The 15,378-nt window shown below is 52.1% G+C and carries 15 protein-coding genes; 9 read left to right on the top strand and 6 right to left on the bottom strand.

Annotated features, from left to right (window positions below; all coding sequences use genetic code 11):
• Positions 1-75: 75 nt before the first annotated feature.
• On the bottom strand, positions 76-717 hold the full coding sequence (gene purN, locus D9741_RS14080) for a phosphoribosylglycinamide formyltransferase (RefSeq protein WP_130214591.1): 642 nt from the start codon (positions 715-717) through the stop codon (positions 76-78).
• Entirely contained in the window at positions 717-1,754 is a 1,038-nt protein-coding gene (gene purM / locus D9741_RS14085) for a phosphoribosylformylglycinamidine cyclo-ligase (RefSeq protein WP_064526256.1), read from the bottom strand. Before purM ends, purN begins: the two co-directional genes overlap by 1 nt.
• A gap of 323 nt (positions 1,755-2,077) precedes the next feature.
• Between purM and upp the strand changes: the two genes are divergently transcribed.
• The 3 genes from upp (at position 2,078) to D9741_RS14100 (ending at position 4,879) form a co-directional block, all read left to right on the top strand.
• Positions 2,078-2,704 (top strand): uracil phosphoribosyltransferase, encoded by a 627-nt coding sequence (gene upp, locus D9741_RS14090; RefSeq protein ID WP_130207463.1) that lies wholly within the window; start codon positions 2,078-2,080, stop codon positions 2,702-2,704.
• A gap of 88 nt (positions 2,705-2,792) precedes the next feature.
• A complete protein-coding gene (gene uraA, locus D9741_RS14095) occupies positions 2,793-4,082 on the top strand; it encodes a uracil permease (RefSeq protein ID WP_130214589.1) in 1,290 nt (429 codons plus the stop codon).
• A gap of 95 nt (positions 4,083-4,177) precedes the next feature.
• Complete coding sequence (locus D9741_RS14100) at positions 4,178-4,879, top strand: DnaA inactivator Hda (RefSeq protein WP_074399451.1); 702 nt, start codon at positions 4,178-4,180, stop codon at positions 4,877-4,879.
• A gap of 137 nt (positions 4,880-5,016) precedes the next feature.
• Here D9741_RS14100 and arsC read toward each other — a convergent pair whose 3' ends face one another.
• Both arsC and bepA read right to left on the bottom strand, forming a co-directional pair.
• Positions 5,017-5,376 carry an arsenate reductase (glutaredoxin) gene (gene arsC / locus D9741_RS14105; protein WP_130214587.1) on the bottom strand — a complete coding sequence of 120 codons (360 nt, stop codon included), beginning with the start codon at positions 5,374-5,376 and terminating at the stop codon, positions 5,017-5,019.
• 20 nt (positions 5,377-5,396) lie between these two features.
• The gene (gene bepA, locus D9741_RS14110) at positions 5,397-6,860 is read right to left on the bottom strand and encodes a beta-barrel assembly-enhancing protease (protein ID WP_130214585.1); all 1,464 of its coding nucleotides are present in this window, start codon (positions 6,858-6,860) and stop codon (positions 5,397-5,399) included.
• A 212-nt stretch (positions 6,861-7,072) separates the two neighbouring features.
• Between bepA and D9741_RS14115 the strand changes: the two genes are divergently transcribed.
• Positions 7,073-8,134: an AI-2E family transporter gene (locus D9741_RS14115; protein WP_130214583.1), complete on the top strand. Its 1,062-nt coding sequence runs from the start codon at positions 7,073-7,075 to the stop codon at positions 8,132-8,134.
• A gap of 108 nt (positions 8,135-8,242) precedes the next feature.
• Here the strand turns inward: D9741_RS14115 and bcp are convergent, their stop codons facing one another.
• Complete coding sequence (bcp, locus tag D9741_RS14120) at positions 8,243-8,713, bottom strand: thioredoxin-dependent thiol peroxidase (RefSeq protein WP_130207453.1); 471 nt, start codon at positions 8,711-8,713, stop codon at positions 8,243-8,245.
• On the bottom strand, positions 8,713-9,285 hold the full coding sequence (locus D9741_RS14125; RefSeq protein ID WP_130207451.1) for a glycine cleavage system transcriptional repressor: 573 nt from the start codon (positions 9,283-9,285) through the stop codon (positions 8,713-8,715). Before D9741_RS14125 ends, bcp begins: the two co-directional genes overlap by 1 nt.
• A 146-nt stretch (positions 9,286-9,431) precedes the next feature.
• Between D9741_RS14125 and dapA the strand changes: the two genes are divergently transcribed.
• The 5 genes from dapA (at position 9,432) to tmcA (ending at position 15,347) form a co-directional block, all read left to right on the top strand.
• Entirely contained in the window at positions 9,432-10,310 is an 879-nt protein-coding gene (dapA, locus tag D9741_RS14130) for a 4-hydroxy-tetrahydrodipicolinate synthase (protein ID WP_130214581.1), read from the top strand.
• A gap of 16 nt (positions 10,311-10,326) precedes the next feature.
• The gene (gene bamC, locus D9741_RS14135) at positions 10,327-11,361 is read left to right on the top strand and encodes an outer membrane protein assembly factor BamC (protein ID WP_130207447.1); all 1,035 of its coding nucleotides are present in this window, start codon (positions 10,327-10,329) and stop codon (positions 11,359-11,361) included.
• Between the two features lie 211 nt (positions 11,362-11,572).
• Complete coding sequence (gene purC, locus D9741_RS14140) at positions 11,573-12,286, top strand: phosphoribosylaminoimidazolesuccinocarboxamide synthase (protein ID WP_001295467.1); 714 nt, start codon at positions 11,573-11,575, stop codon at positions 12,284-12,286.
• Between the two features lie 167 nt (positions 12,287-12,453).
• Positions 12,454-13,317 carry a neutral zinc metallopeptidase gene (locus tag D9741_RS14145; protein WP_130214579.1) on the top strand — a complete coding sequence of 288 codons (864 nt, stop codon included), beginning with the start codon at positions 12,454-12,456 and terminating at the stop codon, positions 13,315-13,317.
• Positions 13,318-13,331: 14 nt separating this feature from the next.
• A complete protein-coding gene (tmcA, locus tag D9741_RS14150; RefSeq protein ID WP_130214577.1) occupies positions 13,332-15,347 on the top strand; it encodes a tRNA cytosine(34) acetyltransferase TmcA in 2,016 nt (671 codons plus the stop codon).
• Positions 15,348-15,378: the final 31 nt, after the last annotated feature.

Consider the following 15,378-nt stretch of genomic DNA (forward strand, 5'->3'; position numbering starts at 1 on the left):
ACTGCTGAAGCCTGCGATTTACAGGAGAAATGAGATGCGCCAGCAGTAGCGCTGGCGCTTTAAATATGCGGAAGATTACTCGTCGTCGGCGGCGTAGCCCTGCGGTGGAAGACGCTGACCATCCAGCCACGCGGCGTTTTCATGCATCTTCAGACGACCATCAACAAACCAGCTAATGACCAGCGGGTAAATAGCATGTTCCTGAGTTTGCACGCGAGCGGTGATTTCATCTTCCGTATCACCGGCAAAAACCGGAACTTTAGCCTGCAAAATCACCGGGCCGCCGTCCAGCTCATCGGTGACGAAATGCACTGATGTACCGTGTTCTTCATCGCCATTTTCCAGCGCCTGACGATGGGTATGCAAACCGGGATATTTCGGTAGCAGGGAAGGGTGAATGTTCAGCAAACGCCCGGCGTAGTGGGAAACAAACGCTGGGCTGAGAATGCGCATAAAACCGGCCAGAACGACTACTTCGGGGGTGTACACGTCGATTTCGTGCATCAACTCCCGATCATAGTCTTCCCGACTGTCAAATTGGCTGGCAATAAGCGTATGCGTTGCGATACCTGCTTTGCGGGCGCGCTCAAGGCCGAACGCGTCGGCCTTATTGCTGAAAACTGCCCGTAGGGTGCCTTTAATTTTGTTGGTTTTACAGGCATCAATAATTGCCTGCAAATTACTTCCGTTGCCGGAAATAAGCACCACAATATTCATTATTCGATAACCACGCGTTGTTCGGAATCAGAAGCTTTGATGATACCGATTTTCCACGCGTTTTCACCGTTGGCATTGAGCAGGGCGAGAGCTTTGTCCACTTCCGGAGCAGGCAGGGCGATAACCATCCCGACGCCGCAGTTGAAGGTACGATACATTTCATGGCGGCTGACGTTACCTGCCGTTTGCAGCCAGTTGAACACTTCCGGCCACTGCCAGGAGGATTCATCAATCACTGCCTGAGTGTTTTCTGGTAATACGCGAGGAATGTTTTCCCAGAAACCGCCGCCGGTCAGGTGCGCAATGGCGTGAACATCAACCTTTTCAATCAATTCCAGCACTGACTTCACATAAATACGGGTTGGCGCCAGCAGATGATCGGCTAAAGGTTTTCCGTCCAGCTCTGTAGTTTGCGGGTCGCAACCGCTGACTTCGAGAATTTTGCGTACCAGCGAGTAACCGTTCGAGTGCGGGCCGCTGGAGCCGAGCGCAATGAGCACATCGCCGTCGCTAACTTTAGAACCGTCGATGATTTCTGATTTTTCTACCACCCCAACACAGAAACCAGCAACATCGTAATCTTCGCCGTGATACATCCCCGGCATTTCCGCTGTTTCGCCGCCCACCAGCGAACAGCCCGATTGCAGACAACCTTCCGCGATGCCGCTAATCACCGCTGAAGCGGTATCAACATCCAGTTTTCCGGTTGCGTAATAGTCGAGGAAGAACAGCGGTTCTGCGCCTTGCACCACCAGGTCATTAACGCACATGGCGACCAGATCAATACCAATGGTGTCGTGACGTTTTAAGTCCATCGCCAGACGCAGCTTGGTGCCTACACCGTCAGTGCCGGAAACCAGTACGGGTTCACGATATTTTTGCGGCAATGCACACAGCGCACCGAAGCCGCCCAGACCGCCCATGACTTCCGGACGACGCGTTTTCTTCACTACGCCTTTGATTCTTCCAACCAGAGCATTACCCGCGTCAATATCAACACCGGCATCTTTGTAGCTAAGAGAGGTTTTATCGGTCACTGCTTGGGTCCCCACGCGTTACTTGCGGTAGAAAAATAAAATTCGGCGCAATTCTAACAGGGAAAGCAAACGTTTGCGAGACTGCTTTACACAACCTTTTTCTGCCTTTTTTAGCCTACCAGGCAGCGTAGTAGCGCATAAATAAACGTATTGAATGATTGTATTGTGAGATAATGGAAATAAATAACCATTTGAATGTGAAATGATTTTTTATCAAACAGTTGTTGATTTGACTAAAGTCAACGAAAATTATATTGCCGCCTTAAAAAAAGGCGGTATAATCCGTCGATTTTTTTTGTGGCTGCCCTCAAAGGAGAAAGAGTATGAAGATCGTGGAAGTCAAACACCCACTCGTCAAACACAAGCTGGGACTGATGCGTGAGCAAGATATCAGCACCAAGCGCTTTCGCGAACTCGCTTCCGAAGTGGGTAGCCTGCTGACTTACGAAGCGACCGCTGACCTCGAAACGGAAAAAGTCACTATCGAAGGTTGGAACGGCCCGGTAGAAATCGACCAGATCAAAGGTAAGAAAATTACCGTGGTGCCAATTCTGCGTGCGGGTCTGGGGATGATGGACGGTGTTCTGGAAAACGTTCCGAGCGCGCGTATCAGCGTAGTCGGTATGTACCGTGATGAAGAAACACTGGAGCCGGTACCGTACTTCCAGAAACTGGTTTCTAACATCGATGAGCGTATGGCGCTGATCGTTGACCCAATGCTGGCAACCGGTGGTTCCGTTATCGCGACCATCGACCTGCTGAAAAAAGCGGGCTGCAGCAGCATCAAAGTTCTGGTGCTGGTAGCTGCGCCAGAAGGTATCGCTGCGCTGGAAAAAGCGCACCCGGACGTCGAGCTGTATACCGCATCGATTGACCAGGGGCTGAATGAGCACGGATACATTATCCCGGGCCTCGGCGATGCTGGTGATAAAATCTTTGGTACGAAATAACGAATAAAAAATAATTAAAGCCGACTTTAAGAGTCGGCTTTTTTTTGAGTAAAGCGCCTATAACACATAATATACAGAGGATAATACTATGACGCGCCGTGCTATCGGGGTGAGTGAAAGACCGCCACTTTTACAGACAATCCCGCTTAGTTTACAACATTTGTTCGCCATGTTTGGTGCAACCGTCCTGGTGCCCGTCTTATTTCATATCAACCCGGCGACCGTACTGTTATTTAACGGTATCGGAACGCTGCTGTATCTCTTCATCTGTAAAGGGAAAATTCCGGCTTATCTTGGTTCGAGCTTTGCCTTTATTTCTCCGGTGTTATTGCTGTTGCCGTTGGGTTATGAAGTCGCGCTGGGCGGCTTTATTATGTGCGGCGTGCTGTTCTGTCTGGTTTCTTTTATTGTGAAGAAAGCAGGGACTGGCTGGCTGGATGTGCTGTTTCCTCCAGCGGCAATGGGGGCAATCGTTGCTGTCATCGGTCTGGAGCTGGCGGGCGTGGCTGCTGGCATGGCTGGCTTACTCCCGGCTGAAGGGCAAACGCCTGATTCCAAAACCATCATTATCTCCATTACTACCCTTGCGGTTACGGTTTTAGGTTCCGTTCTGTTCCGCGGTTTCCTGGCGATTATCCCGATTTTGATTGGCGTGTTGGTGGGGTACGCGCTCTCCTTCGCAATGGGTATTGTCGATACCACGCCGATTATTAATGCTCACTGGTTTGCTCTGCCGACCTTGTACACGCCGCGCTTTGAGTGGTTTGCCATTTTGACCATTCTGCCTGCGGCGCTGGTGGTTATTGCCGAACACGTGGGGCATCTGGTGGTAACGGCTAACATCGTGAAAAAAGATCTGCTGCGCGATCCTGGCCTGCACCGTTCCATGTTCGCTAACGGCCTGTCGACCGTTATCTCCGGGTTCTTTGGTTCCACGCCAAACACTACCTACGGGGAAAACATCGGCGTTATGGCGATCACCCGCGTCTACAGTACCTGGGTAATCGGTGGTGCGGCGATCTTCGCCATTCTGCTCTCCTGTGTTGGTAAACTGGCTGCTGCTATCCAGATGATCCCACTGCCGGTGATGGGCGGCGTTTCGCTGCTGCTTTACGGTGTCATCGGCGCTTCTGGTATTCGCGTACTTATTGAATCGAAAGTGGACTACAACAAAGCACAGAACTTGATCCTGACTTCCGTGATCCTGATCATCGGCGTCAGCGGCGCGAAGGTAAACATCGGTGCGGCAGAGCTGAAAGGTATGGCGTTGGCGACCATCGTCGGCATTGGCTTAAGCCTGATCTTTAAATTGATTAGCGTGATCCGTCCGGAAGAAGTGGTGTTGGATGCAGAAGACGCCGATATAACAGAAAAATAATGTAGCGACCGGGCAGTAATGCTGCCCGGTTCAAACATGATGGAATTCTGTGGTAAACTTCTCGTGATTTTGTGAAATCCCTGGTTGAGGTATCTCTGAACACACCGGCACAGCTCTCTTTGCCACTTTATCTTCCTGACGACGAAACCTTTGCAAGTTTCTGGCCGGGGGATAACTCCTCTTTACTGGCCGCGATGAAAAACGTGCTGCGTCAGGAACATAGCGGTTACATCTATCTCTGGGCACGCGAAGGCGCGGGGCGCAGCCATCTGCTGCACGCGGCTTGCGCGGAATTGTCGCAGCGTGGCGATGCGGTAGGTTATGTCCCGCTGGATAAACGCACCTGGTTTGTTCCGGAAGTGCTCGATGGTATGGAGCAACTGTCACTGGTTTGCATCGACAATATTGAGTGTATTGCTGGCGATGAGTTGTGGGAGATGGCGATTTTTGATCTCTACAATCGGATTCTGGAGTCAGGTAAAACACGGTTGCTGATCACTGGTGATCGTCCACCTCGTCAGTTGAATCTGGGGTTACCGGATCTTGCGTCACGTCTCGACTGGGGGCAGATCTACAAGTTGCAGCCACTTTCTGATGAAGACAAATTGCAGGCATTACAGTTACGCGCCCGTTTGCGTGGTTTTGAACTGCCGGAAGATGTGGGGCGTTTCTTGCTGAAGCGGCTCGACAGAGAAATGCGCACGTTGTTTATGACGCTGGATCAGTTGGATCGTGCGTCGATTACCGCGCAACGTAAGCTGACCATTCCGTTTGTGAAAGAAATTCTGAAGTTGTAGATAAGGTGTTTATTGTCGGATGCGGCGCGAACGCCTTATCCGACCTACGCGAAGTTAATCCATAGTATTCGTAAGCCGGATAAGACGCGGCAAGCGTCGTATCCGGCAATGTGTTTCAACTAGCGATGGAGCACATCTTAACCCACGATTTCCAGTACCTGCTCCGGTGGACGACCAATCCGCGCTTTGCCATTCGCGACCACAATCGGGCGTTCCATCAGCTTCGGATTATCCACCATCGCCTGAATCAGCACTTCTTCGCTAAGCGAACTGTCTGCAAGATTCAACTCTTTATAAAGATCCTCTTTCTGGCGCATCAGTTCACGGGCGCTATTCATCCCCAACATTTTCAGCAAATTACGTAGCGTTGCCGCATCGGCGGGTGTCTCAAGATAGAGCACCACTTCCGGCTCCACACCATTTTCCTTCAGCAGGTTCAGCGTTTCACGGCTCTTTGAGCAGCGTGGGTTGTGGTAGATTTTTACCTGTTTGGTCATTGTTCTTCCTTTAATGCGAATTACATCTTGGTATAAGGCTTAAAGCGTTCCTGCAACTGGCGCAACTGGTCGATGCGCGCATCGTAACGCGCTTGTTGTAGGCTGCCTAATTTCACCTGCGAACTTGCGCTACTTAACAGAGAAATGGCCTGGTCGAGTCGCCCGGCCAGCGCATAACCTTCTGCTCGCGCAGCCAGTTCCTGATCGCGGTTATTTAACGCGGCCTCCGCCTGTGCCAGCAAATCCCAGCCATTGCTGTCATCTTTATTATTAAAGGTGTAGCGATTCAGAATATTGGCCGCTTCTTGTGGTTGACCGCCTTGCAGATAAGCGTTCGCCAGGTTGAGCTGCAACACAGGACTGGTGCGTAAATCACGGGCATTTTTCAGGCGATTGATTGCCTCATTGGCTTTGTTTTGCCCAAGATCGATATCGGTAGCCAGATCGAGATACCATGCGTTGCCAGGTTCTGCCGCCAGTAACGGTTGCAGCGTTTTACGCGCCTCGTCGTATTTATTGGCTTCCATCGCCTGTAAAGCACGACCATATTGCGCCGCCCGTTGCTGACGAACATTGCCTTTCGCCCATTCATCCAGTAAGTCGCTGGTGAGCTGATTACGTCCGGAATTGTACATCCCTAGAGTACGCGCTTTCGCCAGATAGAAATCTTCTGACGATTGCACCACCATCGGGCGCATCTGATTAGCACGGTTACGAGCATCAGCCAGACGGCTTTCCGGCAACGGGTGAGTCAGCAAAATTTCCGGCGGACGCGAAGAGTAACGCGCCTGATCGAGCAATTTTTCGAGGAAGGTCGGCATCGCCTGCGGATCGAACCCCGAGCGTTGCAGCACCTGAATCCCAATGCGGTCTGCTTCCTGTTCGTTTTGCTGGGTGAAGCTGATCATCCCCTGGCGTGTTCCCGCCAGCGTACCGGTCAGCGCTGCCATTCCCGCCTGCGGGCTGGCCATCGCCAGTAAAATAGAACCTAACGCCCCGACCCAGGTGAGTGGTGCGCTACGTTGCTGATCTTCCATCGCTCGCGCCAGGTGGCGCTGGGTGACGTGGGAGATTTCATGCGCCATAACCGAAGCCAGTTGGCTTTCGTTATCGGAATAACGGAACAGGGCAGAATGCAGCACTACGTTGCCGCCAAAGAAAGCAAAGGCGTTAATTTCGTCGTTATTGATCAGAAAGAAATGGAATGGCGTCTTAACTGAATTGGCATGCGAAACCAGACGCATCCCCAGCGAGTTAATGTATTGCGTTAATAGCGGATCATTAATTAACGGCGCGCTGCCGCGTAACTGGCGAACATAATAGTCGCCCATCTGCATTTCCTGACCAATGGAAAGCGTGCTTCCTGCGGAGGTTCCCATATCCGGCAAGGTGTCTGCGCTATCGGCAAACGCCGGGGCTACCTGACCGAGGGTCACAGCAGCAATGAGGGTAGCAACCAGGTTTTTTTTCAACTGCCTGAACATAACCTCTGTCCTGTATTTCTGGAGATAGTCATTTGACCGATACTGTGAAATATCGTTCCCACCGCGCCGCCTTTGAGTGTAACGACGAAGATTAGCTCACTCAAATGGCTTTTCAGTTTCCTTAATCCGTCATAAAAAGCGAAGTCTTTTTTGTGACATTTCGATACAATTGCGGATCGCAATCCCCCTCTTGAGGTTCAGGGAAGGTCTTTATGCTCGAAATGTTGATGCAATGGTATCGCCGCCGTTTTAGCGACCCGGAAGCGATTGCCTTGCTGGTTATTTTAGTTGCCGGTTTTGGCATTATCTTTTTCTTTAGTGGATTACTCGCGCCGTTACTGGTGGCTATTGTGCTGGCCTATTTGCTGGAATGGCCCACTGTGCGCCTGCAATCTATTGGCTGTTCCCGCCGTTGGGCGACGTCGATTGTGTTGGTCCTGTTTGTTGGCATCCTGCTACTGATGGCATTTGTGGTCATGCCTATCGCCTGGCAACAGGGCATTTATTTAATCCGCGATATGCCGGGTATGCTCAATAAGCTTTCTGATTTTGCCGCCACGTTGCCGCGCCGCTATCCGGCGTTGATGGACGCGGGCATTATTGATGCGATGGCTGACAATATGCGTAGCCGGATGCTTACTATGGGCGATTCAGTGGTGAAAATCTCCCTCGCCTCGTTGGTCGGTTTGCTGACCATTGCCGTCTATCTGGTGCTGGTGCCATTGATGGTCTTCTTCCTGCTGAAAGACAAAGAGCAAATGCTGAATGCCGTTCGTCGGGTGCTGCCGCGCAACCGTGGACTGGCAGGGCAGGTGTGGAAGGAGATGAACCAGCAAATCACCAACTACATCCGTGGCAAGGTACTGGAGATGATCGTGGTGGGGATCGCCACCTGGCTGGGATTCTTACTCTTCGGGCTGAACTATTCGCTGCTGCTGGCGGTGCTGGTCGGTTTCTCGGTGCTTATTCCGTACATTGGCGCATTTGTGGTGACCATTCCGGTGGTCGGCGTGGCGCTATTCCAGTTTGGCGCTGGCACCGAGTTCTGGAGCTGCTTCGCGGTGTATCTGATTATCCAGGCGCTGGACGGCAACTTACTCGTACCGGTGTTGTTCTCTGAAGCCGTGAACCTGCATCCGCTGGTGATTATTTTATCGGTGGTGATTTTCGGCGGGCTGTGGGGATTCTGGGGCGTATTCTTCGCTATCCCACTGGCAACGCTAATCAAAGCAGTAATCCATGCCTGGCCGGATGGTCAAATCCCGCAAGAGTAATCTTCAGCGAAAAGGGTTTTGAAACGAGTGTCGCAGGGCGTGATTTACATCACCGGATGTGAAATGTGCTGGCCGCAAGCGCAGCCAGCACGGAATGGAGCAAAGTAATCAGGCGTGTTCTTTTAGCCAGTTAAGCACTACGTCGTGGTGATTGCTGGTTTTGAAATCGTCAAATACGTGTTCGATTTTGCCGTTGGCATCGATCAGGAAGCTGATACGGTGAATACCATCGTAGGTTTTGCCCATGAAAGACTTCTCGCCCCAGACGCCGAATTGTTCGCATACCTGGTGGTCTTCATCGGACAGAAGCGTAAAGTTAAGCAGTTCTTTATCTGCGAAACGGGAAAGTTTTTCAGGTTTATCGGTGCTGATACCGAGCACATCAACGCCCGCTTTTTTTAACTCTTCCATGTTATCGCGTAAGCCGCAGGCCTGTACGGTACAGCCGGGGGTCATGGCTTTCGGGTAGAAATAAACCAGAACACGCTGTCCCTGGAAGTCGGTCAAATTAACTTGTTCTCCGTCTTGGTCCGGCAAGCTAAATTTCGGTGCGATGTCACCGGCTTTCAGTGGATTCATTAATTAACTCCATCCTGTTCATCATGTTGGGAATAGTTGACGACGTTAATACTGCCTTGCGCATTGAGTTCTGTACATAGTGCTTTGAACGCTTGCTCAATATTTGCTGAGTCCGCAGACGCCGGGCTGTGGGCGGTGATCTGAATATGTAGCTGCGCAGCCCTTTCATTTTCAGCAGGTTGCGTGCGTGACACCAGTTCTGCAATGTTCATATGGTGCGCGTCGAAAAGTGCTGTGAAGCGCTCAATTAAATGCGGGGAGTCCGCCACATCGACCTGAACCCAGACAGATGCGGGCATTGGTGGACGTGGGCGAGCGGTCGTTCGTTTCATCACGATTAAAAGATCCAGCTCGGCGCCTTTCAACGGTAACGTTGATTCAATCAAGGTGATGGCGTTCCATGAACCGGAAAGCAGCATGATAAACGTGAACTCTTCTCCCAACATCGCCAGGCGACTGTCTTCGATATTACAGCCGCAACTACTGACATGACGGGTGATGGTATTCACAATTCCTGGGCGATCGGCACCCAGCGCAGTGATCACCAGATAATGTTGCGATGACAGTGTCAAACTGGTTATTCCTTTAAGGGGGTGAGATGTTCCTAAGGAAAGCATAAAAAAAACATGCATACAACAATCAGAACGGTTCTGTTTGCTTGCTTTTAATGCCATACCAAACGTACCATTGAGACACTTGTTTGCACAGAGGATGGCCCATGTTCACGGGAAGTATTGTCGCGATTGTTACTCCGATGGATGAAAAAGGTAATGTCTGTCGGGCTAGCTTAAAAAAACTGATTGATTATCATGTCGCCAGCGGTACTTCGGCGATCGTTTCTGTTGGTACTACTGGTGAGTCCGCCACTCTGAACCATGACGAGCATGTCGATGTCGTGATGATGACGCTGGAGCTGGCTGATGGGCGCATTCCGGTGATTGCCGGGACCGGTGCTAACGCCACCACAGAAGCCATTAACCTGACGCAGCGCTTCAACGACAGCGGTATTGTTGGCTGCCTGACGGTAACCCCTTATTACAACCGCCCATCGCAAGAAGGTCTGTATCAGCATTTCAAAGCCATCGCTGAACATACTGACCTGCCGCAAATTCTGTATAATGTGCCGTCCCGTACTGGTTGCGATCTGCTACCAGAAACGGTGGGCCGTCTGGCGAAAGTAAAAAATATTGTCGGAATCAAAGAAGCAACAGGGAACTTAACGCGGGTAAACCAGATCAAAGAGCTGGTTTCAGACGATTTTGTTCTGCTGAGCGGCGATGATGCGAGCGCGCTGGACTTCATGCAGTTAGGCGGTCATGGCGTAATTTCCGTTACGGCTAACGTCGCAGCGCGAGATATGGCCCAGATGTGCAAACTGGCGGCAGAAGGGCATTTTGCCGAGGCACGCGTTATTAATCAGCGTCTGATGCCATTACACAACAAACTATTTGTCGAACCCAATCCAATCCCGGTGAAATGGGCATGTAAGGAACTGGGTCTTGTGGCGACCGATACGCTACGCCTGCCAATGACGCCAATCACCGACAGTGGTCGTGAGACGGTCAGAGCGGCGCTTAAGCATGCCGGTTTGCTGTAAAGTTTAGGGAGATTTGATGGCTTACTCTGTACAAAAGTCGCGCCTGGCGAAGGTTGCGGGTGTTTCGCTTGTTCTTTTACTCGCAGCCTGTAGTTCGGACTCACGTTATAAGCGTCAGGTGAGCGGCGATGAAGCCTACCTGGAAGCGGCACCGCTTGCAGAACTTCACGCCCCGGCAGGAATGATTTTGCCGGTGACCTCCGGCGACTATGCGATTCCGGTAACTAACGGTAGTGGCGCAGTTGGCAAAGCGTTAGATATTCGTCCACCAGCCCAGCCGCTGGCGCTGGTTTCAGGCGCGCGTACCCAGTTCACGGGCGATACCGCTTCGCTGTTGGTGGAAAATGGTCGTGGCAATACTCTGTGGCCGCAGGTCGTTAGCGTGCTGCAGGCGAAAAACTATACCATTACCCAACGCGATGATGCCGGTCAGACGCTGACCACCGATTGGGTACAATGGAACCGTCTGGACGAAGACGAGCAGTATCGTGGTCGTTATCAAATCTCTGTTAAACCGCAGGGTTATCAGCAGGCGGTAACGGTGAAATTGCTGAACCTGGAGCAGGCTGGCAAACCGGTTGCAGATGCGGCGTCTATGCAGCGTTACAGTGCTGAGATGATGAACGTCATTTCCGCTGGCCTGGATAAATCCGTCACTGACGCGGCTAATGCGGCGCAAAACCGTGCTTCCACAACAATGGATGTACAAAGCGGCGCTGACGACACTGGTTTACCGATGCTGGTCGTGCGTGGTCCGTTCAACGTAGTATGGCAACGTCTGCCTGCTGCGCTGGAAAAAGTGGGCATGAAAGTGACCGACAGCACTCGTTCACAGGGCAGCATGGCCGTAACTTATAAGCCATTGTCTGACAGCGACTGGCAGGAACTGGGCGCCCGTGATCCTGAACTGGCATCCGGCGACTACAAATTGCAGGTCGGTGATTTAGATAACCGCAGCAGCTTACAGTTTATTGATCCAAAAGGTCATACGCTGACCCAAAGCCAAAACGACGCACTGGTATCAGTCTTCCAGGCTGCGTTTAGCAAGTAAAAATACAGGGCTGGAGTTATCCGGCCCTTTTTTCTGATATGATACGCAAACGTGTGCGTCAGCAGAAAAACGCGATTTTAGCGTTAATTCGCACGAAATTTGTTTGTCGGCGTAGGTCGGTTAAGGTATTCACGGTACAGCCGACAAAACGACAGGCACACCAGACAGCAAAAGATTTTAAAACGTTAATTCACACCCAGGAGTGATAAAGATGCAAAAGCAAGCTGAGTTGTATCGTGGTAAAGCGAAAACCGTATACAGCACGGAAAACCCGGACCTGTTGGTGCTCGAATTCCGCAATGATACGTCAGCAGGGGATGGCGCGCGCATTGAGCAGTTTGATCGCAAAGGTATGGTGAACAACAAGTTCAACTACTTCATTATGAGCAAACTGGCTGAAGCGGGTATCCCGACTCAAATGGAGCGTCTGCTCTCTGATACCGAATGTCTGGTGAAAAAGCTGGATATGGTGCCGGTTGAGTGTGTCGTACGTAACCGTGCTGCTGGCTCTCTGGTGAAACGTCTTGGAATCGAAGAAGGTATTGAGCTGAACCCGCCGCTGTTCGATTTGTTCCTGAAAAACGACGCCATGCACGATCCGATGGTCAACGAATCTTACTGCGAAACCTTTGGCTGGGTAAGCAAAGAGAACCTGGCGCGCATGAAAGAGCTGACCTACAAAGCGAACGACGTGCTGAAAAAACTGTTCGACGATGCCGGTCTGATTCTGGTCGATTTCAAGCTGGAGTTTGGTCTGTACAAAGGCGAAGTGGTACTGGGTGATGAGTTCTCCCCGGACGGTAGCCGCCTGTGGGACAAAGAAACGCTGGAGAAAATGGACAAAGACCGTTTCCGCCAGAGCCTCGGTGGCCTGATCGAAGCCTATGAAGCCGTCGCCCGCCGCCTGGGTGTACAGCTGGACTGATTTTTCTGTTCATCGTCTTGCCGTGCTGCTGGCACGGCAAGACAACCGCTCTCGTAAGATGTGCATTGAACGCTCATTCCTCCATCATTTCCTCCCGTTTTCCTGTGGTAATCTTCCCCTGAACCACCTACGATCATTCCTATAATGAATATATTGTTGAGGTATCTATGCGCTGGCAAGGGCGTCGTGAAAGTGACAATGTTGAAGACAGGCGAAACAGCTCCGGTGGTCCGTCAATGGGCGGTCCCGGTTTTCGCCTACCAACCGGTAAAGGTGGGTTAATTTTACTGGTGGTTGTGTTGGTCGCTGGCTACTATGGTGTTGATTTAACTGGATTGATGACCGGGCAGCCCGTTTCCCAACAGCAATCAACGCGTTCAATTAGCCCAAATGAAGACGAAGCGGCAAAATTCACTTCGGTGATTCTGGCAACCACGGAAGACACCTGGGGACAGCAATTCGAGAAGATGGGTAAGACATACCAGCAACCGAAGCTGGTCATGTACCGTGGAATGACTCGCACCGGTTGCGGGGCGGGGCAGTCCATTATGGGACCGTTTTATTGCCCGGCGGATGGCACAGTCTATATCGATCTCTCCTTCTATGATGACATGAAAGACAAACTGGGCGCGGATGGTGATTTTGCTCAAGGGTACGTTATCGCCCATGAAGTCGGTCATCACGTGCAGAAACTGTTAGGCATCGAGCCGAAAGTCCGTCAACTGCAACAAAACGCGACGCAAGCGGAAGTCAACCGCTTATCTGTGCGTATGGAACTCCAGGCCGACTGCTTTGCCGGTGTCTGGGGGCATAGCATGCAGCAGCAAGGCGTTCTGGAAACCGGCGATCTGGAAGAGGCGCTGAACGCGGCGCAGGCCATCGGCGATGACCGTTTACAACAGCAAAGTCAGGGGCAGGTGGTGCCAGACAGCTTTACCCATGGTACATCTCAGCAACGCTACAGCTGGTTTAAACGTGGTTTCGACAGCGGCGATCCGGCACAATGCAATACTTTTGGTAAAAGCATTTAACTTCCGGGGCAGGGATGGCTGAACTGACTGCGCTTCACACATTAACAGCGCAAATGAAACGCGAAGGGATTCGCCGCTTGTTAGTGTTGAGCGGCGAAGGACGCTGGTGCGGTGAGTATGCGCTTAAGTTGCGTGACGTATTACCGGGCGACTGGCTGTGGGTTTCGCCGCAGCCAGCTTCTGAAAACCACTGTACGCCATCAGCGCTACAAACTTTACTTGGGCGCGAGTTCCGGCATGCGGTATTCGACGCTAGCCAGGGTTTTGATGCCGCTGCCTTTGCGGCACTTAGCGGAACGCTGAAAGCGGGAAGCTGGCTGGTGTTGTTGCTCCCCGCGTGGGAAGAATGGGAAAACTATCCTGATGTCGATTCGCTGCGCTGGAGTGATTGCCCTGGTCCTATTGCGACTCCGCATTTTGTCCAACATCTCAAACGCGTACTTGCGGCGGATAACAACGCTATCCTCTGGCGACAAAATCAGCCGTTCAGGTTGGCGCATTTTGCTCCTTATTCAGACTGGCGTCCTGCTACTGGCGAGCCGCAACCAGAACAACAGCACATATTACAGCAACTGCTGACCATGCCGCCGGGCGTGGCTGCGGTAACTGCTGCGCGCGGGCGCGGTAAGTCGGCGCTGGCGGGGCAACTCATTTCCCGTATCTCTGGCAGTGCGATTGTTACAGCACCTGCGAAGGCTGCAACGGATGTGCTGGCTCAGTTTGCGGGCGAGAAGTATCGCTTTGTGGCGCCGGATGCCTTGTTAGCCAGCGATGAGCAAGCCGACTGGCTGGTGGTCGATGAAGCCGCAGCCATACCTGCGCCACTGTTGCATCAACTGGTATCGCGTTTCTCACGCACTTTGTTAACTACAACGGTACAGGGCTATGAAGGCACCGGACGTGGTTTTTTGCTGAAATTTTGCGCTCGCTTTCCGCATTTACACCGTTTTGAACTGCAACAGCCGATCCGCTGGGCGCAGGGATGCCCGCTGGAAAAAATAGTCAGTGAGGCACTGGTTTTTGACGACGAAAACTTCACTCACGAACCACAAGGTGACATTGTCATTTCTGCTTTTGAACAGACGTTATGGCGAAGCGAACCAGAAACGCCGTTAAAGGTATATCAGCTATTGTCTGGTGCGCACTACCGGACCTCGCCGCTGGATTTACGCCGGATGATGGATGCACCAGGGCAACATTTTTTACAGGCGGCTGGCGACAACGAGATTGCCGGGGCGCTGTGGCTGGTGGATGAGGGCGGATTATCTCAAAAACTCAGTCAGGCGGTATGGGCGGGTTTTCGTCGCCCGCGGGGTAATCTGGTGGCCCAGTCGCTGGCGGCGCACGGCAGCAATCCACAGGCGGCGACATTGCGCGGACGGCGGGTCAGCCGGATTGCAGTCCATCCGGCGCGTCAGCGCGAAGGCGTTGGGCAACAGCTCATTGCCAGCGCTTTGCAATATACACCTGGCCTCGACTACCTTTCGGTAAGCTTTGGCTACACCGAGGAATTATGGCGTTTCTGGCAACGCTGTGGTTTTGTGTTGGTGCGGATGGGCAATCATCGCGAAGCCAGCAGCGGCTGTTATACGGCGATGGCGTTGTTACCGATTAGCGAAGCGGGTAAACAGCTGGCAGAACGTGAGCATTTTCGTTTACGCCGCGATGCGCAAATTATCGCGCAGTGGAATGGCGAAACTATTCCAGTCGATCCGCTTAACGATATCGTGGTTACTGACGGCGACTGGCTGGAACTGGCTGGTTTTGCTTTCGCTCATCGTCCGCTTTTAACGTCATTAGGCTGTTTAATGCGTCTGCTGCAAATCAGCGAACTGACATTACCAGCGCTGCGTGGGTGCTTGCAGAAAAACGTCAGCGACGCGCAGTTATGTACCACACTTAAACTTTCGGGGCGTAAGGCGTTGTTGGCCCGTCAGCGTGAAGAGGCGGCACAGGCGCTATTCGCGCTTGATGATACCCGCACTGAACGCCTGCGCGATCGCATAACGCAATGGCAATTTTTTCACTGACTCCTTCAATTTTATCCCATGGTCATTGTGA

The organism is Escherichia sp. E14V7 (genome assembly GCF_004212225.1).
Classification (GTDB): Bacteria; Pseudomonadota; Gammaproteobacteria; order Enterobacterales; family Enterobacteriaceae; genus Escherichia.